The sequence below is a fragment of the Nocardia takedensis NBRC 100417 genome, assembly GCF_000308695.1.
Lineage (GTDB): Bacteria > Actinomycetota > Actinomycetes > Mycobacteriales > Mycobacteriaceae > Nocardia > Nocardia takedensis.
In genome coordinates this window covers 1-22,105 of record NZ_BAGG01000058.1, presented here as the reverse complement: position 1 = coordinate 22,105, position 22,105 = coordinate 1, and the positions used below count along the sequence as shown (strand labels likewise).

Genomic DNA, 22,105 nt, shown 5'->3' with positions numbered 1-22,105 from the left:
ACTCAGGCCCCGGGGTCGGCGAACCAGCCGGACGGGGCCAGTTCGGCCCCCATGCGCGGGACGTACTGGTCGAAGTACACCCGCGAGATCAGTTCCCGGCGCGACCGGACGTCGGCCTTGTCGAAGACCGACTTGAGGTGGTCCTGCACGGTGTAGCCGGACAGGTGCAGGGTGGCGGCGATCTCCTTGGTGTCCACACCCTGCAACACCAACTGCACGACGTCCTTCTCCCGGGGGGAGAGGCCGTAGGCGGCGACCACGATCGCGACGATCTCCGGGGGTCTGGCCTCCTCGATGGTCACCACGACCTCGCCGCCGCGGTCGCCGCGCGAGATCAGCGGACCGGCGTGCAGCACCAGCCACATGCCGGTGACGCTGCGCAACCGGCAGCGCGGCGGCACGGCGGTCTCCCCGCGCCCGTAGCGGCGGGCCGCGCCCACCAGGGCCGCGACCGGGGCCAGCGGGTCACCGCCGACCACGCCCAGGTCCAGGTCGGCCAGGCGCTGTTCCGCGCCGAGGCTCATCTGCACGATCTCGTCGTCGGCCCCGACGATGACCACCGCGGGGCCGGTCACCGAAACCGGCGGCGGGGCCTGGACCAGCCGGGACAGCATGCCGGTGCGCACACCGTGGGCGAAGGGCACGGTCAGCGAGGCCAGGAAATCGATCTCGGCGGCGTCGAACGGGGCGTCGTCGGCCCCGCGGAACAGCGCCATCGCGCCCCACGCCTCGCGGCCGTCGCGGAAGGCCAGGCGCGCCTCGTCGGCGAAGCCGAAGCGCGGCTTCATGAAGGTGCTCATCCGCCCCGAGCGCTCGACCTCACCGCCCGTCATCAGGTGCACCCCGGCGGCCGGACTCGACGCGCGCGCCAGTTCGGTGAACGCGGTCGGCTCGACCGTGCCGTATTCGATGAGGCCGAACTCCTGGTCGTGGCTGTTCTTGTCGCGCAGGTCGCCGTATTTGCGAGCGCTGGTGAGGATGTGGGTGAGCGGGTCGTGGGTGGCGATGCACGCGCTGACCCACGGCACCGCGCGCGCCACCGACTCCACGGCCTCGGCGAGGAAGGTGTCCAGGTCCAGGCCCGCGCGCGCCACGACGTCCATGTCCTGCCGCACCCGGGCCGCCGTCAATCCTCGCGCCATGTCACCGATTGTGCGCCCGCGACCGTCCGCGCACCATCCCAGATGTCTGGGTGGTGGCCGGTCCCAGATCCGCCGGGCCGCGTTTCCCCCGTTCGCGGGGATGGTGGGCGGGGTGGGCGCGGGCGCAGAGTCGATGCCGCGGGACCCGCCCGCCGAGAACCGAAAGGCATTCCGATGACCACCTCCCTGGCGCTCGCGGCCCTGCGCGGCGGCTGTGAACTGCACCTGCCCGGCGACGCCGACTACGACCCGGCGCGCACCCCGTGGAACGTCGCCGTCGATCAGCGACCCGCGGCCGTCGCGATCCCCCGCGACGTCGAGCAGGTGGTGGCGGTCGTGCGCGCCGCGGTCGCCGACGGTTTGCGGGTCGCCCCGCAGAGCACCGGCCACGGCGCGGGACCGCTGGGCGAGCAGGTGCTCGACGACGTGGTGCTGCTGCGGTTGTCGGAACTGACCGGGGTGCGCGTGGACCCGGCCGCGCGCACCGCGACCGTGCTCGGCGGCACGCTGTGGCAGGACGTGGTCGCGGCGGCCGCCCCGCACGGGCTGACCGCGGCGCACGGCAGCGCCCCCGACGTCGCCGTCATCGGCTACCTGCTCGGCGGCGGCCTGTCGTTCTACGGGCGGACCCACGGGGTGGCGGCCAACGCCGTGCGCGCGGTGCGGGTCGTGCTGGCCGACGGCAGCGTGGTGCGCGCCGACGCCGAACACCATCCCGATCTGTTCTGGGCGGTGCGCGGCGGCGGAGCCAACCTGGGCATCGTGGTCGAGGTCGAGATCGACCTGCTCCCCTACGCCGAGGTCTTCGCGGGCATGCTGCTGTGGGACCGCGCCCGCGCGGCCGAGGTGGTGCCCGCGTGGGTGGCGTGGACGGCGACCGCGCCGGAGTCGGCGACCACCGCGCTGCGGATCATGAGTTTCCCGCCGCTGCCGGAACTGCCGCCGTTCCTGTCCGGGCGCGACATCGTCGTCGTCGACGGGGCGATCCTGGCCGACGACGACACCGCCGCCGACCTGCTCGCCCCGCTGCGCGCGCTGTCCCCGGAGGTGGACACCTTCGCCCGCATCCCGGCGGCGGGCCTGCTGACCGTGCACATGGACCCGCCCGTGCCGACACCGGTCGTCGGCGACCACAGCGTGCTCGGCCCACTGGACGCGGCGGGCGTGGCGGCGCTGCTCGAGCAGGTCGGCGACGGCACGGCGCACGGCCTGATGTTCGCCGAACTGCGCCACCTCGGCGGCGCGGTGGCGCGGCCCGACGCGGGCGGCGGCGCGCTCTCGCACATCCTCGGCGAATTCGGGCTGCTGTGCGTCGCGGTGGCCCCGACCCCGCAGGCCGCGGTCGCCGGGAAGGCGGCGGCCTTCCACGTCGTGCGGGCGATGTCGGCGTGGTCGCGGACCAACCTGATCCCGACCTTCGCGGAGAGTCGCGTCGACACCGGCCGGTTCTTCGACGGGGAGGACTGGGCGCGGTTGTGCCACGTCCGCGACCGCTATGCCCCCGCGGCGGTCTTCGTGGCCAACCACCACCTGTGATCCGGGGCCGCCGCGGTGCTGTGTGGGGTCAGCACCGCGGCGGACCGCTCAGACGCTCGCCAGCGCGCGCCGCGCGTAGGCGCGCACGTCGGCGTCGGTGTCATCGACCGCCCCGCGCAGCGCGCCCGCGGCCGATTCGTGCTCGGGCCAGGTGGCCAGGGCCAGCACCGCCGCCTTGCGCACGTCCAGGTGCGGGTCGACCAGCGCTTCGGCCAACGGCGGGACCGCGGCCTCGACGGCGGCGCCCGACAGGCCGCGGGCCGCGCCGACCCGGATCTGCCACGCCGAGGCGCGCAGCGCCGCCGTCAGTTCGGCGATGTCGGGCGCGGCCGCGCCCAGCCTGGCGAAGGCGGCCAGCGCGGCGGCGCGCACCAGCGGATCGGCGTCGGCGGCCAGCGCGCGCACCGTATCCGCGCCGCCGAGACCGACCGCCGCGATGCCTTGGGCCACCGCGACCCGCACCTCCCGGTTGACGTCGGCCGCCGCGGCGGTGACCGCCTCCCACTCGTCGAGGGAGACCAGCGCGCGCACCGCCTCGATGCGCACCCGGTGATCGGGATCGGCCAGCGCGCCCGCGAAGTGCTCGACCGTGCCCGCCCGCAGCGCGCGCAGCAGGTCGACCACCGTGGCGCGCACCACCGGATCGCGGGACCCGAGACGGTCGGCCAGGCCGTCGGCCGAGGTCAGCACCTCGACGAGTTCGCGCAGCGATTCCGCGGCGGCGCGGCGCACCGCGGCGGCCGGATCGTCCAGCGCGGCGGTCAGGACCGCGGCCCAGCCCTCGGGAGTGTGCTCGGTCAGCACCGACAGCGCCGCGACCCGAACCACCGGATCGTCGTCGCGCAGATAGCTGTCCAGGTCGCTCACGCCGGGCGCGTCCAAGGCCAGCAGGGTGACGATGCGCGGTGACGGCGGCGCGGCGGGCGCGGCCGGTGCGCTCGTCCGGGTCGGCTCGCCGGTGCCCGCCGGCGCGCGGCCCACCGTCAGCGGCGGCTGTTCCACGGTGACCACCGGATCCTCGGACGGGAGGTCGTCCAGGCCCGGCACCGGAACCAGATACGGCGCGACCGGGCGTTTACGGAATTCCATCGCGCCGTCGGCGTTCTTGCTCAGGTTCAGGTGGTAGCGCCAGGCGGTGTCGTCGCGCTCGGGCAGGTCGGCGCGCTCGTGGTAGAGGCCCCAGCGGGATTCGGTGCGGGTCAGCGAACTGCGCGCGGCCATCTCGGCGCAGTCGCGGATGAACGACACCTCCACCGCGCGCATCAACTCGTGCGGGGTGCGCGCGCCCATCGCGTCGATGTCGCCGCGCATCCGTTCGAAGGTCTCCACCGCGATGGACAGTTTCGCGGCCGTCTTCGGCGGCGCCACATAGTCGTTGACGAAGCGGCGCAGCTTGTATTCCACCTGCGGTTGCGGCGGCCCGTCGGGGTGGCGCAGCGGGCGGTAGATCAGTTCGTGGGCGGCTTCGAGCTGATCCTCGGGCAGGTCGCCGGGCGCGTCCAGGTCGTCCAAGGTGCCCGCGGCGTGCTCGCCCGCGAGATCGCCGAAGACGAACGCGCCGATCATGTAGTTGTGCGGCACGCAGGCCAGATCGCCCGCGGCGTACAGGCCGGGGACGGTGGTGCGCGCGTGTTCGTCCACCCACACCCCCGACGCGGAATGTCCGCCGCACAGGCCGATCTCGGAGATATGCATCTCGATGTCGTGGGTGCGGTAGTCGTGGCCGCGGTTGGCGTGGAAGGTGCCCCGGGTCGGCCGCTCGGTGGTGTGCAGGATGCCCTCGAGGGTGCTCAGGGTCTCCTCGGGCAGGTGGGTGACCTTGAGATAGATGGGGCCGCGCGCGGATTCGATCTCGCGCTTGACCTCCGACATCATCTGCCCGGACCAGTAGTCCGAGTCCACGAAGCGCTCACCCGCGGCGTTGACCTGGTAGCCGCCGAACGGATTGGCGACGTAGGCGCAGGCCGGACCGTTGTAATCCTTGATCAGCGGGTTGATCTGGAAGCATTCGATACCGCTGAGCTCCGCACCCGCGTGGTAGGCCATCGCGTAGCCGTCGCCCGCGTTGGTCGGATTCTCGTAGGTGCTGTAGAGATATCCGGAGGCGGGCAGACCGAGTCGGCCGCACGGGCCGGTCGCCAGGATCACCGCTTTCGCGCCAACGGCGACGAATTCGCCGGTGCGCGTGTTCAACGCGGCCGCGCCGACCGCGCGCCCGTTCTCGGTGAGCACCCGCACGGGCATCAACCGGTTCTCGATCCGGATGCGCTCGCGCATCTTGCGTTGCCGCAGAACGCGATACAGCGCCTTCTTGACGTCCTTGCCCTCGGGCATCGGCAGCACGTAGGAGCCGGAGCGGTGCACCCGGCGCACGGCGTATTCGCCGTACTCGTCCTTCTCGAACTTCACCCCGTAGCGCTCGAGGCGCTGCACCATCGCGAAGCCGCGGGTCGCCGTCTGGTAGACGGTGCGCTGGTTGACGATCCCGTCGTTGGCACGGGTGATCTCGGCGACGTAGTCCTCCGGTTCGGCCTTGCCCGGGATGACGGCGTTGTTGACCCCGTCCATACCCATCGCCAGCGCGCCGGAGTGCCGCACGTGAGCTTTCTCCAACAGCAGCACATTCGCGCCTTGTTCGGCGGCGGTCAGCGCGGCCATGGTGCCCGCGGTGCCCCCGCCGATCACCAGGACGTCGCAGTCCAGCCGAATCCGTTCGGACAGTTCCGGAATTCTCACAGCTTCTCCAGTAGGTCGGCCTTCAGCGCGCCGCGATCGACGTCGGTGCGCGGTGCGGGCACCTCGACCAGGGCGCGGATCGCGCCGTCGCCGACGACCGCGATCCGGTCGCCGAGCAGCAGGGCCTCGTCCAGGTCGTGGGTCACGAAGACGATCGTGGTGGGATGGGCGCGCCAGGTGTCGACGAGCAGGCGCTGCATGGTCGCCCTGGTCTGGGTGTCCAGGGCGCCGAAGGGTTCGTCCATGAGCACCGCGCGCGGCGCGCCCGCCAGGCTGCGGGCCAACTGCATGCGCTGGCGCATCCCGCCGGACAGGTCGCGCGGCAGGTAGTCGGCGAAACCGTCCAGGCCGACCTCGCGCACCCAGTGCAGGGCGCGCTCGCGGCGTGCGGCACGCGCGACGCCGCGCAATCGCAGCGCCAGTTCGATGTTCTGGCGGGCGGTGCGCCACGGCAGCAGAGCGTCGTCCTGGAAGACGAGCGCGCGGTCCGCGGACGGTCCGGTCACCGGGTCGCCGTCGGCGAGGATGCGTCCGGCGGACGGGGCGCGCAGACCCGCGACCGCGCGCAGCAGCGTGGATTTGCCGCAGCCGGATTTGCCGACCAACACCAGCACCTCCCCGGCCGCGATGGACAGGTCCAAGCCGTCGATGACCGCACCCGCGCCGTAGTCGATGCGAATCCCGTTCAGCTCCAGGCGCATTCCGGCGGTCGCGGTCCGCGCGGTGGCCGCCCGCTGATCGGTGGTGGTGGTCGTCATCGGGACACCTCTCGGGGCAGCCAGCGGGTGAGGCGGCGTCCGAGCAGTTCGACCAGGGCCGAGGTGCCGAAGCCGAGGACGCCGATGGTGATCATGCCGACGAAGACCGCCGGATAGTCGACGATGGTGTACGCCTGCCAGGTCCGGTAGCCGATGCCGAGCCGACCCGAGATCATCTCCGCCGAGATCAGGCAGATCCAGCCGACGCCGATCCCCACCGACAGCCCGCTGAACACGCCGGGCAGGATGCCGGGGAACACCACCCGCAGCAGCACGTCGGCCCGCGAGGCGCCCAGCGTGCGCAGCGCGTCCTCCCAGATGGTCGGCAGCGCGCGCACCGCGTGCCGGGTGGAGACCAGCACCGGGAACAGCGAGGCGGTGAAGGTGATGAACACGATGCCGGACTCGTCACTGGGGAACAGCAGGATCGCCACCGGCACCAGCGCGATGGCCGGGATCGGGCGGACCAGTTCGGTCAGCGGTCCGAACACCGCCGCCACCAGCGGCGCGCGCCCAAGGGCGATGCCCGCCACCACGCCGACCACCGCGGCCAGTCCGAAGCCGGTGAGGATGCGGATCAGCGACTGGGCGACATCGATGTAGTACTCCTCGCGCCCCAGGTGCTCACCGAATTCCGCGAGGATGTCGCCGACGGTGGGCAGGGTGTCGAAACGCACCCAGAGCCGGACATCGTTGGCGGTCAGCACCTGCCACAGGACCACGGCCGTCGTGACCGAGAGGACCTGCAGCGCCCGCAGGCGGGCCAAGCGGGCGCGCGGCCGCCGGACAGCGGTGGCGGGCCGGTCCGGCGCCGCCACGGCGGGGGCGCTCATCCACGGACTTCCGCGACGGCGCGGGCGTAGTCGACGACCGCGGCCTCGGGATGGGTCTGCCGGTAGCGCTGCGCCGCGGCCTGGGTGGTGAAGGGCAGGAAAGTCGCGCCCTCGCGCAGCCAGATCGCCTTGTCGGCGAACCAGCGGGTGCCGAGTTCGGCGTCCGGGATGTAGGCGGCTCTGACCTTCTCGCCCCGCGCGGTCGCGGCCTGCACCGCGCGCAGCAGGCAGGTGGCGTCGGCGGCGGGCCGCGGACGGTCCGCGCCCTCGAGCCACAGTTCGCCCGCGGCCGGGCCGACCGGACGCTCGCACACCGGATCGGTCCCCGCGACCCGACTCGGGTTGGTCGTGCTCGCCAGCGCGGTGTCGTAGTTCCCGACGCCCTGTTCGGCGTAGACGGTGCGCAGCGGACCGTCGTCGACGAATCCGTCGATGTCCAGGTCGGCGAAGTCGCCGATCGACTTCAGGTACGGCACATCGCCTTTCAGCGCCGCGAGCAGACTCGGCTTGAGGGTGACGTCGAAGGAGGTGCCGCCGGGACCGTTGTAGAGGTAGACGACCTCCTGGGGCAGCCCCGACCCCTCGGCCACGATCCGCGCCGCCTCGAACGGCTTGTCGTTGAGGAACGCGGTCGCGTCGAGTTGGGCCGCCAGGAACGCCTCGAGCACCTCGGGATGTTCGGCGCTGTAGGACCTGCGGGCGACCACGCCGTGGAAGGTGGGCACGTTCAGTTCCGCGCCGTCGTAGAGCAGGCGGCCCTTGTTCTGGAACACCAGCAGACCTGGCCAGGCCACGAACTGCGACAGCGCCGCCACCTGATGCGATTCCAGTGCCGAAGCCCCCACCTGCGGTTGCTGATTGAGCACCTCCACCTGCTTGGCGGGGTCGATGCCCGCGCGGGTCAGCGCCTGCACCAGCGTGCCGTGTCCGGCGGAACCGACACTGGCCGAGATCTTCTGACCGTTCAAGTCCTCGAGACCGTCGGCGGGCGAATCCGGCGCGACCACCACCATGTTCAACGCGCCCCTGGGGTTGTATCCCGTCACCGAGACCAACGCGGTCTTCGTGCGCTCGTTGGCCTGGGTGCGCGAGCCGTTGATGAGCAGCGGGTAGTCGCCCATCGAGCCGATATCGATCTTCTCGGCCACCATCTGCGCGGTGATCGGCGCGCCGGTGTCGTAGTCCTGCCACTCCACCTGATACTTCGCGCCGCCCGCGTCGGTGAGGCGTTGCAGACGTTGCTCGAGGTAACCCTGGGCGCGCAGCAGGGTGCCCGCGGTCACGGTGTTGATGGTCTTGGACTGGTAGCCCACCACCACCTTCACGGTGCCCGCGGGCGTGTCGTCGGAATTGTCCAGCGAGCAACCGGCCAGGGCGAGCGCGGCGGCGAGGACGAGCGGAACGAGGCGTTTCATCGGAACTTCCAGAATTGTCAGCGGAGCAGATAGGGCATGTTGACGGTGACCGCGCCGGTGGGACAGCGCGCGGCGCACGGGCCGCAGTACCAGCACTCGTCCACGTGCATGAACGCCTTGCCGTTGTCGGGGTTGATCGCCAGGGAGTCCAGGGGGCAGATCTCCACGCACAGGGTGCATCCCTGGATGCACAGCGATTCGTCGATGGTGACGGGAATGTCGGCTCGCTGGTTCGCCAGTGCCATCTACAGGACCTTCCATTCGGGGGTCGCGCGGGTCAGGCTGCCGCGCATGGTGATGCGGTCCCCGCGCATGCGGATGTACTCGAGGTCGACCGGACGGCCGTCGTCGAGTCGGGTCAGGCGCTCCAGCATGAGCAGGGGCGCGCCCTCGGGGACGTCGAGGGTGGAGGCGGTGTGCGGGTCGGCGGGCACCGCCTCGAGGGCCAGATCGGCCGAGCCGAGCGCACGGCCCGCGATCTGTTCGAGCAGGACGAAGATGTCGGTGTTCTCCAAGTCGTGGGTCAGGACCTCGGCGCCGATATCGGGGGCCAGATAGGTCAGGTCCAGGCTCAGCGGCATCTCGGCCAGGTAGCGCAACCGCTCGAGGTAGACCACGCGTTCCCCCGGCGCGAGGCCGAGTCGGCGCGCCACGGCGGGCGGCGCGGTGATGTGCCGGGCCGCGCGCACCTCGTTGCGGACGGTGCCGTGTCCCTTGAGGGTCTCCTGGAGGCCGAGCAGCGCGTCCAGGCCGTGGTCGTATTTGCGGGTTGCTACGCGGGTGCCGCGTTTGGGGACGCGGTCGATGAGGCCCTCGTCGCGCAGCAGCGCCAGCGCCTCGCGCACCGTGTTGCGCGAGGCGTCGTGTTCGGCGGCCAACTGCTGTTCGCCCGGGATGCCCTCGTCGAAGGCGCCCGCGTGGATCTGGTGGCGCAGCAGATCGGCCACCCGCCGCGCCTGATCGGCGCGCAGGGGCCGAACGGACGCGGATTCCACCGCCTTGTCATCACCCTGTCGGTCCTCGACCTGCATGAACAGTGACGGTAGTCGCGCGGGAGCACCCCGAATCCCGCCGCTACCGACTGGCAAATCAGGGGACGTTATCGCGCCGGCGGACCGGCCACGCGACCTGCGCCGATGGCTCGACGGAGGCGATATACGCCACCGGTGCGACTGCCCGCGCTTTCCGATCACGACGATTCGAATACCGCCGAGCGCGGCGCCCGCGGTCGCGACCTCGGCCGATGCGCGGTGCTCCTACCACGGCCGGATGCCTTCGGTGACCGTTCTCCCTACGCCGGGTCCGCGGTCGAGATCACGGCGCCGCCCGGGCCGGTCGGACGCGCTGATCCGGCGACGGCTCAGAACCAGTTCTCGTCCATCTCCAAGGTGGTGCGGTCCAGCGATGCCAGCAGGTCCAACTGCGGTCCGGTCCTGGGCAGTTCGTAGCGGTAGAAGTAGCGGGTCGCCGCGCGTTTGCCTTCGTAGAAGTCGCCCTCGCGGCCGTGCGCGGCGAGGGCCTGCTCGAGCCAGATCCAGGCGATCACGGTGTGGCCGAACGCCTCGAGGTAGATCGTGGAATTGGCCATCGCCGCCACCGGGTCGCCCGCCGCGAACATCGACGCGGTCACGGTGAGCACCCGGTTCCAGACCGCCTCGAGCGCCGCGCCGTGCTCGGCGAGCTCGCCGCCCGCGCCCTTCGCGCGCGCGATCGTCGCGCCCACCACCTCCGCGAGCGCGCCGAGATTCGCGCCGTTGTGCTGAACCACCTTGCGCCCCAGCAGATCCAGCCCCTGGATGCCGTGGGTGCCCTCGTGGATCGGATTGAGGCGGTTGTCGCGGTAGTGCTGTTCGAGATCGTATTCGCGGGTGTAGCCGTAGCCGCCGTGCACCTGCATGGCCAGGCTGTTGGCCTCCAGGCACCACTGCGAGGGCCAACTCTTGGCCACGCCGGTCAGGATCTCGAGCAGCATGCCGTGGCGGCGCGCGTCCTGCGGATCGTCGGCGGTCTGCTTCAGATCGACCAGCCGGTTGCACCACAGCAGCAGCGCCAGCGCGCCCTCGACGTAGGACTTCTGGGCCAGCAGCATCCGCTTCACGTCGGCGTGCGCGATGATCGGAACCTGCGGCGCGGCGGCGTCTTTCGAACCCAGCGGCCTGCCCTGCGCGCGGTCGCGGGCGTAGTCGAGGGCCTTGAGGTAGCCGGTGTAGCCCAGCGCGGTCGCGCCCAGCCCGACCCCGAGCCGCGCCTCGTTCATCATGTGGAACATGTAGGACAGCCCGCGATGCGGCTCGCCGATCAGATAGCCGATCGCGCCCGCCTCCCCGCCCGGGGTGTGCGCGCCCTCGCCGAAGTTCAACGCCGCGTTGGTCGTCCCGCGATAGCCCATCTTGTGGTTGAGTCCGGCCGTGGCGACGTCGTTGCGCTCGGCGAGCGAACCGTCCTCGGCGAGCAGGTGTTTGGGCACCAGGAACAGCGAGATGCCCTTGGTTCCCGGCGGCCCGCCCGGGATCTTGGCCAGCACCAGGTGCACGATGTTCTCGGTCAGCTCGTGATCGCCGCCGGAGATCCACATCTTCGAGCCGAAGATCCGGTACGTGCCGTCAGCACGCGGTTCGGCGCGGGTGACGATATCGGCCAGCGAGGACCCCGCCTGCGGTTCCGACAGGCACATGGTGCCGCTGAAACGGCCCTCGATCATGGGGCCGGCGAACCGTTCGACCTGCTGCTCGTCACCGTGGGCGATGAGCAGGTTCGCGGCGCTGATGGTCAGGAACAGGTAGGCCATGGTTCCCGCGTTGGCGGCCTGGAACCAGCACAGCCCGGCCGATTCCACGGTGGTGGGCAACTGCATTCCGCCGAAACGCTCATCGAGCGCGGCGGTGAGCAGATCGGCCTTGGCGAACGCCTCGATCGCGGCCTTGACCTCGGGGATCACCGTCACCCGCTGTCCGTCGAAACTCGGTTCGTCGCGGTCGTTGCGCTTGTTGTGCGGGGCGAAGTGGCGCACCGCCATGTCCTCGCACAGGTCCAGGAAACCGTCGAAGGTCTGGCGCGAGTGCTCCCCGAAGCGCGGCCGCGCGGTCAGTTCCTCCACCCGCAGCCATTCGTACAACAGAAAGTCCAGATCCCGGCGGGAGATCAACTGGGAACGCACGGGCAATCCTCTCGCGACAAACCTATCCGGGCGCACCCGGAAACACCCCGGGTACGTTACCGCGCGCGGGTCGTCAACGGGGACCGCTTGTTTCGGGTATGTCAGGTGCGGGTACGGGTGCGGGCAACCGGCGGTACCCGGCCTCGAGGGCATCGGAGAGTTCACCGTAGGCGATCTCGAGTTCGGCGAGCCGGGTCCAGGCCGCGTGCATCGCGTCTCCGGCGGGATCGGTGGTCATGAGCAGGTGGAAGGCCAGCGAGGAGGCCGCCGCCATCCGGTCCACGACGACGCCGAAGCTCTCCGGCAGCACCCGCGCGTCGGGGCGCGGCTCGGGCAGCGCCGAGCGCGCCCAGTCATCGATCTCGGCCCGGAGTTCGGCGCGCAGGTAATCGATCTCCTCGGTGTCCCCGGGCCGCTCGCGGCGCTGCCGGTGCAGCTCGGCCAGCCCGTACGCCTGCGCGCACAGCGGACCGAGCAGATAGTGTCCGCGCAGCGCGGCGAGCAGCTCGTCCTTGGACGGCAGCACCGCACGCACCGTACTTCGGCCGGCTCGCATCGGCGGAAGCCCTCCCATCGTCGGCGCACGGTGTCTCCCGGGGAGTACCACCGTGCGCCGGGGCTAACGCATCGAATCCGATTGCGCGACTGTGGCCGATCCCACGGTCGCCGAATCCGCGTCACCGCAGCGGTCGGCCGCGATCGCCTCGAGCCGCGCGCCCAGGGTGTTGACCTGGTCACGGAGCGCCACGATGGTTTCCACCGGCCAGTCGAGGGCGCCGATCACGCCGTCGATCATGTCCTTGGCCCGATCCTGCAACGCCCGACCGGCTTCGGTGGCGCACAGTTCCACCGCCCGACGATCGGTGGTGCTGCGCACGGAGTCGACCAGGCCGCGGGCTTGCAGGCGCTGGATCAGCGGGGAGACGGTGCCGTAGTCCAGGTGTAGTTGCTCGCCCAGTTCCTTCATCGTCATCCCCGGGCGCTCCCATAGCGCGAGCAGGGCGAGGTACTGCGGATAGGTGACCTCCATCGCGTCCAGGTAGGGCCGGTAGGCGGCCGTCATCGCGCGGGAGGTCGAGTACAGGGAGAAACACAGTTGTGCGGCGAGCGAGAGCAGGTCGGTATCGGTTGCGGCCGCTTCGACACGCACCACTGGTGTGGGATGCGCTTCGGGCATATCTGCACTGTACGCATCCGAGCGCGCGCGGTGGCGTCTACGTGCGCCGACACCGCGCGCACTGTCACTGTCCGGCCAACACCGTCTCGAACGCGTCATCCAGGGCCAGCACCCGGTCGGCGAGCCGGTCCAACACCACCTGCTGGTGGCTGATCACCAGCAGCGCCAGTCCATCTCGGCGCAGGTCGCCGAGCAGTTCCAGCACCGCCTCGCGCGAGCGGGCGTCCAGCGAGGCGGTGATCTCGTCGCAGATCAGCACCCGCGGTCCGGCCGCGAGCGCCCTGGCCACGGCCACCCGCTGCTGCTGACCGCCGGAAAGCTGGTCCGGACGACGCCGCGCCAGAGCGGTTTCCAGGCCCACCGCCGCGAACAGTCGCTCGGTCTCCCGGGCCGCCGCGTCGGCGTCCATACCGCGCAGCAGTCGCAGCGGCCGGGCGATCTGGACGCCCACCCGGTACGCGGGATGCAGCGAGGTGGCCGGATTCTGGAAGACCAGTTGGATCGCGCGCCGCTGCGCGAGGGTGCGCCGGTCGACCCGCGGGTCCACGGCCCGACCGTCGAGTTCGACGGTTCCCCGCTCGACCGGGTGCAGTCCGGCCAGCGCGCGCGCCACCGTGGTCTTGCCCGCGCCGGAACGTCCGGTCAGCGCCAGGCACTCCCCCGGTCGCAGTGTCCAGTCCAGGTCGGTCGCGATCGGCCGGAACCGCTTGCCGCGACCGTGTCCGACCGTCAGCCCGCGCACCGTCAGGACCGGCGCGCCATCGATGACACACACGGTCGAATCGGTCGATGACGTTGCCGGCGCGACAGTTTCACTCACCTCCCGAACGACCGCGCGGCCCGCGTCGAGTTCGAGTACCGCGTCCACCAGCGGCGCGAGCGCCGCGAGGTCGTGGGTGACCACGATCAGCGTGACGCGCGCGGTTCGGCGGATGTCCGTCAGCGTGTCCAGCAGGTCGGTGCGCGTGCGCGGGTCGAGTCCGGTGGTCGGTTCGTCGAGGACCAGTACGGCGGGCTCGCCCGCCAGCGCCATCGCCAACAGGACCCGCTGCTGCTGACCGCCGGACAGTTCGTGCGGAAAGCGGCGTCGGAAACGGCGATCGGTCGGCAGTCCGACCCGGTCCAGCGCCGCCGCGACCCGGTCGCCGGATCCGCCGTGCGCGCGGGTGATCTCGGCCAGCGCCGTGCCGATGCGCAGCGCGGGATTCAGGCCGGTCGCCGGGTCCTGCGGGACGTAACCGACCGTGCGGCGCGCTCCCGCCTCGACCCCCACTTCCACCGTGCCCCGCGCGCGCAGTCCCGGTGCGAGCGCGCCGAGTACGGCCGCGACGAAAGTGCTCTTGCCGGCCCCGGACGGTCCGACCACGGCCAATCCCGCGCCGCGCGGCACGCACACCGAGACGTCGGCCAGCAGCGGCCCGCCCGCCGCGTCGGCGACCCACAGGTCCGCCACGCGCAGTCCGAGATCGCCCGTCATCGGCGTCGGGGACCAGTTCCGCACCGGTCGCGGCGCGGCGAGGGTGCGGTCGGTGATCATGTTGACCGACACCACCAGTGCCATGATCAGCAGCGCGGGCGCGAGCACCGACCACGGTTGGGCGCCGAATCCCGGGCGGTTCTCGGTGATCATCAGCGCCCAGTCCGCCGAAGGCGGACGCAGTCCGAGTCCGAGGAATCCGCTCACCGCGACCATCGAGACGGTCATCGAGATCCGCACGCCCGCGTCGGCCAGCAGCACCGGTCGCACCGCGGGCAGGACCTCGACCAGCGCCAACCGCCACAGCGGTTCGCCGCGGGCGCGGGCGGATTCGACGTAGCCGGTGGCGGCCACTTCCAGCACGGCGGTGCGCACGATGCGGATGATCCAGGGCACCGACGCCAGCGCGACGGTGATCACGATCGCGAGCGGACCCGCGCCGAACGCGGTCGCGATCACCGCGAGCATCAGGAACCACGGCACGACGACTATCGCGTCGACCGGGCGCGAGATCCAGTGGTCGGCCCGACGACGCAGTCCCGCGGCCAGTCCGAGTCCGATCCCGAGACCGTAGGAGACCGCCAAGGCCACTCCGGCGAGCGAGAGCAGCGGGATCCCGCCGTGCAGGACCCGCGATAGCACGTCGCGGCCCACCACGTCGGTGCCGAGCAGATGGTGCGCGCTCGGCGGGCGGAACGGCGGACCCGAGGTCGCGGTCGGCGCGTAGGGTGCGAACACCGGCCCGAGCAGCACCACCGCCAGCACGGCGAGCGCGATCAGCGCCCACCCTCGGCGCGCGGCCCTCACCGTCGCTCCGCCACGACGACCTGCCGGGCCCGCGGACCCGCCAGCAGCGTCAGCAGGTCCGCGATCAGGTAGATCCCGACCCCGAAACCGGCCATCAGCACCGCCGCCGACTGGACGAACGGATAGTCTCGCGCCGAGATCGCGGCCAACAGTTCCTGCGACAGACCGGGGTAGACGAACAGCGTCTCCACCACCGCGATCCCGCCGAGCAGTCCGACCACCGCGCCCGCCAGCGGATGGATCGAGGCCGATACGGCGTTGGGCGCGACGTGGCGCACCAGCAGTCGCCACCCGCCGATCCCGTTGGCGCGGGCGGTGCGGATGTAGGGCGCGGCCATCACCTGTGCGGTCTGGGCCCGCACCATCCTGATCGGATGCGGCGACAACCCGATCAGCAGACACAGCACAGGCAGGACGAGCACCTGCGGCCGCGACCACACCGCCGTCCCCGCCGGCACCAGCGACACCGCCGGGAACAGTCGAAACGTCAGTGACAGCACCGCCACCACCAACACGCCCGAGACGAACGACGGCACCGATTCGGCGGTCAGCGCGGCCACGCTGATCGTGCGATCGGTGCGCGACCCCGCCCGCGCCCCGGCCAGCAACCCGAGCCCGATCGCCAGCGGGATCAGCACCAGCGCCGTGATCAGCGCCAAGGCGGCGCTGTTGGCCGACCGCGACACCAGCACCTCGGCCACCGGTCGACCCGACAGCAGCGAGGTCCCCAGATCGCCGTGCGCGAAATCGCCCGCCCACTCGGCGAATCGCACCGGCGCGGGCCGATCCAGGCCGAGTTCGGCGCGCAGGGCCGCGACTTGTTCCGGCGTCGGCGTGCGTCCGCCGTCGCGCGAGAGCAGCACCGTCGCCGCGTCGGAGTCCAAGGTCTCGAACAGACCGAACACCGCCAGCGCGACGGCGAGCAGCACCAGGGCCGCCGCGCCGCCGCGCCGCACCACGTAGCGGATCACGGCTGACGCGCGAGCCAGGTGGTGGCGTAGTTGGCCCAGTCGTCGGTGCCGGGCACGCCGACGCGCATCCCGCCGACGTGCCCGCGCGCGGCGTCGGGCCGCTTGGCGAAGCTGTGCAGGATGTAGCCGCCCTCGTCCCAGAGTTCCTCTTGCAGTTCGCGGTAGAGCACGCCGCGCTGCGCGGGGTCCATGGCCGCCCTGGCCCTGTCGAACTTCGCGTCCCAGGCCGGACGCTTCCAACCGGTGCCGTTGCTGGGCGAACCGCTGGTCATGGTCTGGCCGTAGAAATAGTCCAGACTGTAGTTCCACCAACCGATGTGGGTCAGCGGCTGCTTACCGGAGATCTGCGAGAAGTAGGTGTCGGCGGGCACCGATTCCAGGCGGATCGTGATGCCCGCCGCCTTGGCGTGTTCGGCGAAGAGCGTGGCCGATTCGACCATGCCCGGCATTCCGTCGGCGGTGTGCAGGGTGACGGTCAGGTTCTCCTTGCCCGCCGCGCGCAACAACTCCCGCGCCCGCGCCGGATCGTAGGCGCGCTGCGGCAGCGAATCGGCGTAGTAGGGCGCGCCTTTGCCGTAGATGTCGTTGCCGAGTTCGGCGTAGCCGTAGTAGACGGTGTCGACCATGGCCTGCCGGTCGACCGCCAACCGCATCGCCTGGCGCACCCGCGCGTCGTCGAACGGCGCGAAGTCCACCCGCATCTGGAACGCGCCCATCAGACCCGCGGGCGGGACGATCACCCGGGTGTCCGGGTCCGACTCCAGGGTGCGGGCCTGGAGATAGGACATCTCGTGCACGACGTCGGCTTCCCCGGACAGGAAGGCGTTCATCCGCGGCTCGGTCTCGGCGATCTGGATGATCTCGACCTCGTCCAGGTGGACCGGTCCGTCCCAGTAGCGTTCGTTGCGGCGCAGCAGCGTGCGGTCGCCCGGCGACCAGGTCGCCAGCGCGAACGGACCGGTGCCCACCGGCAGGGTCTTCGCGTCGAACGTTGTGGTCCCGGCCTTGACGATGTAGCAGTACCAGCCCGCGAGCACCGAACCGAAGTCGGCCAGCGGGGTTCTCATCGCCACGACCACCGCCAGGTCGCCGTCGGCGCGGGTGCGCGTCATGTCGACCATCGCGAGATCCCCCGAGGAGGATTTCGTGGGGTCGAGCATCCGCTCGAAGCTGAACAGCACATCGCGCGAGGTCAGCGGGGAGCCGTCGCTGAAGACCACGTTCGGCCGCAGCACGATTCGCCATTCGCTGCCGTCGGCGTTCGGCGTCAGCGATTCGGCCAGTCGGTAGCGCAGGGTCAGGTCGTTGTTGTAGGCGACCAGCTTGTCCCAGACGTTCTTGGACACCGCGCCGCCCGCGGAACTGCCCGCCTCGTGCGGATCGAGCACGTCCGCGCTCGCCGACCGGCCGGCGATGGCCGCGCGCAGTCGTCCACCGGTCTGCGGCGGCCCCGCGGGTTCGCGCGCCGGATCGCCGGTCGTGCCGCAGCCGGTGAGCAATCCGGCCCCGCCGAACGCGGCCAAGCCGAGCACGCCCGCGCCGGCCAGAAAAGTCCTGCGCCGCAACGCGGGCACAGTCGATGTGGAGTTGTCCATTGCCATCCTCGTGGTGCGTTCCCTGTTCGGGCGCAGGTGTCCTGGCTCCCGGATCGACGCGCACCGCCCGCCTTCCAACCCGGGTAGGTCGTGGCGACGAGATCGGCGGATTGCTCCTCGGTGACAGTTGCGGGACAGCCCCGGATTCGCACCGGTGTTCCCTACGTCCGCCCCAGACGTTACTTGCCCGCGCGAACCGCGGGCGAACGCAGGCTCAGGCGGCGACCGCGCGACGCCGGGCCGCGGCGATCCGGCGACCGAGGACGCCCTGCCCCGGCGCGAACAGATACACCAGCGTGAACGCGATCCCCTGCACCACCACGACCATCGCGCCCGCGGCGGTGTCGAGGTGATAGCTCAGGTACAGCCCCGTCACCGCCGCGACCACCGAGATCGCGGGCGCGATCAGCAGCATGCGCTGGATGCGGTCGGTGAGCAGGTAGGCGGTCGCGCCCGGGATGATCAGCATCGCCACCACCAGCACCACCCCCACGGCCTGCAATGCCACCACGGCGGTCAGCGCGAGCAGACCGAGCAGCGCCGTCCCGAGCAGGCGCGGATTGAGTCCGACGGCGTGCGCGTGCGTGGGATCGAAGGCGTAGAGGGTGAAATCGCGGCGCTTGAGGATCAGCGCGGCCAGCGTGATCGCCGCCAGCACGACGATCTGGATCAGATCCGCGGTGCTGACGCCGAGCAGATTGCCGAACACGATGTGGTTGAGATCGGTCTGACTGGGCGTCACCGACACCAACACCAGGCCGAAGGCGAACAGCGTGGTGAACACGATGCCGATCGCGGCGTCCTCCTTGATGCGACTGGTCTCGCGCACCACCCCGATCAGGGCCACCGCCAGGAAACCGAACACGACCGCGCCCACCGCGAACGGCGCGCCGACGATGTAGGCCAGCACCACGCCCGGCAGCACCGCGTGCGAGACGGCGTCGCCCATCAGCGACCAGCCGATGAGCACCAGCCAGCAGGACAGCACCGCGCACACCACCGCGGCCGTCACCGTCGTGGCCAGCGCGCGCACCATGAATTCGTAGCGCAGCGGATCGATGAGGATCTCGGTCGGGCTCATCGCGGTCCCTCTTTCGTCGAGCTCATCGGTTCAGCACGTCCAATCCGAAGGCGGCGGCCAGGTTCTCCGGCCGCAACACCGTCTCGGGGTCGCCGTGGGCCAGCACCGATCTCATCAACAGCACGGCCTCGTCGGCGAGCGCGGGCAGCGCGTGCAGATCGTGGGTGGACACCAGCACCGCCGCGCCTCCGTCGGCGAGTTGGCGCAGCAGCGTCGTGATCGCGGCCTCGGACCGCTTGTCGACGCCGGCGAACGGTTCGTCCAGCAGCAGTACGGTGGCCCCCTGGGCGATGGCGCGGGCGACGAAGGCGCGCTTGCGCTGGCCGCCGGACAACCGCCCGATCTGCCGGTCGGCCAGATCGGCGAGTTCGACCCGCTCCAGCGCCTCGGCCACCGCGTCACGGTCGGCGCGGCGCGGACGGCGGGTCCACCCCATCCGCCCGTAGCGGCCGGTCATCACCACATCGCGCACCGACAGCGGGAAACTCCAGTCGACGTCCTCGCTCTGCGGCACGTATCCGAGCACGTTCGCTTTGCGCGCGGCGGCGGGCGTGGTCCCGTCGACACGCACCGAGCCGGCGTCGGGGCTGATCAACCCCATCACCGTCTTGAACAGCGTCGACTTCCCCGACCCGTTCATCCCCACCAGACCGCAGACGCGGCCGGGCTCGACGCGCAGGTCGACGCCCTCGAGCGCGAGCACTTCGCCGTATCGGACCGTGACGCCCTCGACCTCGATCGCCGCACCCATCACTGCCGCCCGGTCAGCGCCGCGCCGATGGTGTCGGCGTCGTGCCGGATCAAGGCCAGATAACTGGGGACCGGGCCGTCGGCCTCCGACAGCGAATCCACGTACAGCACCCCGCCGAAGGCGGTGCCGGTCGCTTCCACGACGCGCCGCATCGGCGCGTCGGAAACCGTCGACTCGCAGAACACCGCGGGCACCCGCTTGGCGCGCACGAAGTCGATCACCGAGGCGATCTGCTGCGGCGTGGCCTGCTGTTCGGCGTTGACGGGCCAGATGTACTTCTCGGTGAGTCCGGCGTCGCGGGCCAGGTAGGAGAACGCGCCCTCACAGCTGACCAGGGCCCGCTGATCGGCGGGCAATACGGCGACGCGGTCGACCAATTCGTCGTGCACCCCGCGCAACTGGGCCTTGTACCGCTCCCCCGCCGCCTGGAAGTCCGCGCCGTGGGCGGGGCTCAGGTCGGTGAACGCGCGCACCATGTTGTCGACGTAGATCAGCACGTTCAGCGGTGACATCCACGCGTGCGGATTGGGTTTGCCCTTGTAGGCGTCCTCGCCGATGGCGATGGGCGCGACGCCGTCGCTGACCACCACGTGCGGGACGCGGACATCGTCGACGAACCGGGCGAACCACGCTTCCAGATTCATGCCGTTGTCCAGGATCAGATCGGCCTTGGCGGCCTTCTTGATATCGCCCGGCGTCGGTTCGTAGCCGTGGATCTCGGCGCCGACCTTGGTGATCGACTCCACGTTCAGATGCCCGGCGGATACTTCGCGGGCGATGTCGGCCAGCACCGTGAAGGTGGTCAGGACCGTGGGCCGGTCGTCGTCGGTCCCGACGCCGCCGCACCCGGACACTCCGAACGCCAACGCGACCGCTGCCATCACCGCGACGGATCGACGCGTCGCGACAGCGCCGATCCGGTGGAGCCCAACCCTCATGCACCGGAATGATAAGTTCGGGTCACCGAACTTTCAAGTTCGTACCGGCACACCCGCCGGTCAGATGACCGAATTCATGATCGTTCCCGCGCTGGTGGCCACCGCGCCGCCCGCCATCGCGCCCGCGATCATCTTCGGCGACTGCAAGCTGCCGCCGTTCCACTTCTCCCAGGCGAAGCGACCGCCGCCGTAGGTGATCGCGGTGAGTCCGGAGAGCTGGACCAGCCAGGTGAAGTAGCGGCCCATCTGCATCAGTTTGTCCGCCAGCGGCGGCGCCTCCGGAGTCGGATTGCCGACCTGCGCGAGGACCGTGTCGTGTAGCGCGCAGAGGATCGTGCTCACTGTCATGCTCCTTCATCGACGACGAGGGATACCGAGAGAGAGGAAGTGACGAGACCGAGTGCACGCGCGAACTCGAAGAGCCGGAACAATTGAACCTCATCAAGATCATTCGCGGGCGCAGACACACCGAATTCGCATGACTGGACTCACACCTCGCCGCACATGCCGTGAGCCACGCGGCGCTCTACGATACGAAGTGTGCCAAGGGTCGATTCCGATCCGGACGCGACGCAGCGCCCACCCACCGTCGACACCGTAGAGCACCCTATTGCGGGGAGGGCACCATGGACAACGTCGCCGTTTTCTTCCTACTCACCATCCTGAGCGTCGCCGCGGTGGCCGCGGCCTGCTACATCACGGTCATGGCGACCTACTGGTTCGAGTTGCGCCACCGCGGCGAGACCGAACCGCCGGAGTGGCCGACCACCCCCTGAGACCGGGGGCGCCGCACCCCGACCCCTGCTCGTCGCGCCGCGTGTGCGCGTATCGTCAACTCGAGCAGCACAACTGGAGGACGCGGTGGGGTCAGCGCTGGTGCCGGGGCAGGTCTTCGCCGGATACCGGATCGAACGCCTGCTGGGGGCGGGCGGCATGGGCGAGGTGTACCTCGCGCGCGATCGCGGGTTGCCGCGTCACATCGCGCTGAAGGTGCTCTCGCGCGCCGTCGGCGACGACGCGGACGTCCGCAGGCGCTTCCAGCGCGAAGCCGACACCGTGGCGCGCCTGTCGCATCCGAACATCGTCACCATCCACGCGCGCGGCGAAGAGCACGGGCAACTATGGATCTCGATGGCCTACGTCGCGGGCACCGACCTGTCGGCCGTGCTGGCGGCCGGGCCGCTGACCCCCGAACGCGCGGTGCGGATCACGGTGGCCGCGGCCGAGGCGCTCGAGCACGCCCACGACAACGGAATCCTGCACCGCGACGTGAAGCCCGCCAACATCCTGCTGACCGGCGGACCGTCCGAACGCGCGCTGCTCACCGATTTCGGCATCGCCAAAGGGCTCGAGGACAGCGTCGGACTGACCAGGACCAACGAGGTCTACGCGAGTTTCCAGTACACCGCGCCCGAGCGATTGGATTTCGGGGCCGCGGTGGATCGCCGCGCCGACGTCTACTCGCTGGGCTGCACGCTCTACCAGATGCTGACCGGCGAGATCCCCTATCCGGGAAGTAATGCGGCGCAGTTGATCCACGGCCACCTCTACCGCGCGGCGCCCCGTCCCAGCGAACGCAATCCCGAGGTGCCCGCGGCCTTCGACGCGGTGGTGGCGCGCGCGTTGGCCAAGGCCCCCGAGGACCGCTTCCGCGACTGCGGCGAACTGGCGCGCGCGGTGCTCGCGGCCGCCACCGGGCGCGGCACGACGATGCCCGCGCCGCCGCCACCG

General features: G+C 70.9%; 20 protein-coding genes and 1 riboswitch. Of the genes, 3 read left to right on the top strand and 17 right to left on the bottom strand.

The genetic code is table 11. The features are described from left to right. Nucleotides 1–2: 2 nt before the first annotated feature. Entirely contained in the window at nt 3–1,142 is a 1,140-nt protein-coding gene (locus ON30_RS11905) for a response regulator transcription factor (protein WP_040706612.1), read from the bottom strand. Nucleotides 1,143–1,316: 174 nt separating this feature from the next. On the opposite strand from ON30_RS11905, the gene ON30_RS11900 reads away from it, so the two are divergent. Beyond that, entirely contained in the window at nt 1,317–2,678 is a 1,362-nt protein-coding gene (locus ON30_RS11900) for an FAD-binding oxidoreductase (protein WP_040706611.1), read from the top strand. 48 nt (nt 2,679–2,726) lie between these two features. On the opposite strand, the gene ON30_RS11895 is transcribed toward ON30_RS11900, so the two are convergent. The 16 genes from ON30_RS11895 to ON30_RS11820 form a co-directional block, all read right to left on the bottom strand. Next, a complete protein-coding gene (locus ON30_RS11895; protein WP_040706609.1) occupies nt 2,727–5,414 on the bottom strand; it encodes a fumarate reductase/succinate dehydrogenase flavoprotein subunit in 2,688 nt (895 codons plus the stop codon). After that, nucleotides 5,411–6,172, bottom strand: a complete 762-nt coding sequence (locus ON30_RS11890) for an ABC transporter ATP-binding protein (protein ID WP_040706608.1) — start codon at nt 6,170–6,172, stop codon at nt 5,411–5,413. The genes ON30_RS11895 and ON30_RS11890 overlap by 4 nt, the downstream gene beginning before the upstream one ends. Continuing rightward, nucleotides 6,169–7,005 (bottom strand): ABC transporter permease, encoded by an 837-nt coding sequence (locus ON30_RS11885; RefSeq protein ID WP_040706606.1) that lies wholly within the window; start codon nt 7,003–7,005, stop codon nt 6,169–6,171. Before ON30_RS11885 ends, ON30_RS11890 begins: the two co-directional genes overlap by 4 nt. Further along, nucleotides 7,002–8,420 (bottom strand): ABC transporter substrate-binding protein, encoded by a 1,419-nt coding sequence (locus ON30_RS11880; protein WP_040706605.1) that lies wholly within the window; start codon nt 8,418–8,420, stop codon nt 7,002–7,004. Before ON30_RS11880 ends, ON30_RS11885 begins: the two co-directional genes overlap by 4 nt. A gap of 17 nt (nt 8,421–8,437) precedes the next feature. Continuing rightward, the gene (locus ON30_RS11875) at nt 8,438–8,665 is read right to left on the bottom strand and encodes a 4Fe-4S dicluster domain-containing protein (protein WP_040706604.1); all 228 of its coding nucleotides are present in this window, start codon (nt 8,663–8,665) and stop codon (nt 8,438–8,440) included. Next, the gene (locus ON30_RS11870; protein WP_051029212.1) at nt 8,666–9,451 is read right to left on the bottom strand and encodes a GntR family transcriptional regulator; all 786 of its coding nucleotides are present in this window, start codon (nt 9,449–9,451) and stop codon (nt 8,666–8,668) included. A 329-nt stretch (nt 9,452–9,780) separates the two neighbouring features. Continuing rightward, nucleotides 9,781–11,577, bottom strand: coding sequence for an acyl-CoA dehydrogenase (locus ON30_RS11865; protein WP_040706603.1), 1,797 nt, complete (start codon nt 11,575–11,577; stop codon nt 9,781–9,783). A 73-nt stretch (nt 11,578–11,650) separates the two neighbouring features. Continuing rightward, nucleotides 11,651–12,103 (bottom strand): DUF4254 domain-containing protein, encoded by a 453-nt coding sequence (locus tag ON30_RS11860; protein WP_051029211.1) that lies wholly within the window; start codon nt 12,101–12,103, stop codon nt 11,651–11,653. A 93-nt stretch (nt 12,104–12,196) separates the two neighbouring features. Further along, nucleotides 12,197–12,754 (bottom strand): MarR family winged helix-turn-helix transcriptional regulator, encoded by a 558-nt coding sequence (locus ON30_RS11855; protein ID WP_083911329.1) that lies wholly within the window; start codon nt 12,752–12,754, stop codon nt 12,197–12,199. 64 nt (nt 12,755–12,818) lie between these two features. Beyond that, nucleotides 12,819–15,038 (bottom strand): ABC transporter ATP-binding protein/permease, encoded by a 2,220-nt coding sequence (locus ON30_RS36060; protein ID WP_051029210.1) that lies wholly within the window; start codon nt 15,036–15,038, stop codon nt 12,819–12,821. Further along, nucleotides 15,035–16,009 (bottom strand): ABC transporter permease, encoded by a 975-nt coding sequence (locus ON30_RS11845; protein ID WP_040706602.1) that lies wholly within the window; start codon nt 16,007–16,009, stop codon nt 15,035–15,037. The genes ON30_RS36060 and ON30_RS11845 overlap by 4 nt, the downstream gene beginning before the upstream one ends. Beyond that, the gene (locus ON30_RS11840) at nt 16,006–17,604 is read right to left on the bottom strand and encodes an ABC transporter substrate-binding protein (protein ID WP_040706600.1); all 1,599 of its coding nucleotides are present in this window, start codon (nt 17,602–17,604) and stop codon (nt 16,006–16,008) included. Before ON30_RS11840 ends, ON30_RS11845 begins: the two co-directional genes overlap by 4 nt. Nucleotides 17,605–17,636: 32 nt before the next feature. Next, nucleotides 17,637–17,787: riboswitch (cobalamin riboswitch) on the bottom strand. A 31-nt stretch (nt 17,788–17,818) separates the two neighbouring features. Further along, nucleotides 17,819–18,685, bottom strand: a complete 867-nt coding sequence (locus tag ON30_RS11835) for a metal ABC transporter permease (RefSeq protein WP_040706599.1) — start codon at nt 18,683–18,685, stop codon at nt 17,819–17,821. A gap of 22 nt (nt 18,686–18,707) precedes the next feature. Further along, on the bottom strand, nt 18,708–19,436 hold the full coding sequence (locus ON30_RS11830; protein WP_040706597.1) for a metal ABC transporter ATP-binding protein: 729 nt from the start codon (nt 19,434–19,436) through the stop codon (nt 18,708–18,710). After that, entirely contained in the window at nt 19,436–20,317 is an 882-nt protein-coding gene (locus tag ON30_RS11825) for a metal ABC transporter substrate-binding protein (protein ID WP_245554008.1), read from the bottom strand. The genes ON30_RS11830 and ON30_RS11825 overlap by 1 nt, the downstream gene beginning before the upstream one ends. Before the next feature lie 117 nt (nt 20,318–20,434). After that, nucleotides 20,435–20,722, bottom strand: a complete 288-nt coding sequence (locus ON30_RS11820) for a hypothetical protein (RefSeq protein WP_174387467.1) — start codon at nt 20,720–20,722, stop codon at nt 20,435–20,437. Between the two features lie 278 nt (nt 20,723–21,000). On the opposite strand from ON30_RS11820, the gene ON30_RS39045 reads away from it, so the two are divergent. Both ON30_RS39045 and ON30_RS11815 read left to right on the top strand, forming a co-directional pair. Continuing rightward, nucleotides 21,001–21,150: a hypothetical protein gene (locus ON30_RS39045; RefSeq protein WP_157183704.1), complete on the top strand. Its 150-nt coding sequence runs from the start codon at nt 21,001–21,003 to the stop codon at nt 21,148–21,150. A gap of 85 nt (nt 21,151–21,235) precedes the next feature. After that, nucleotides 21,236–22,105 (top strand): serine/threonine-protein kinase (locus tag ON30_RS11815; protein WP_157183703.1); only part of this gene is annotated, 870 nt, incomplete at its 3' end.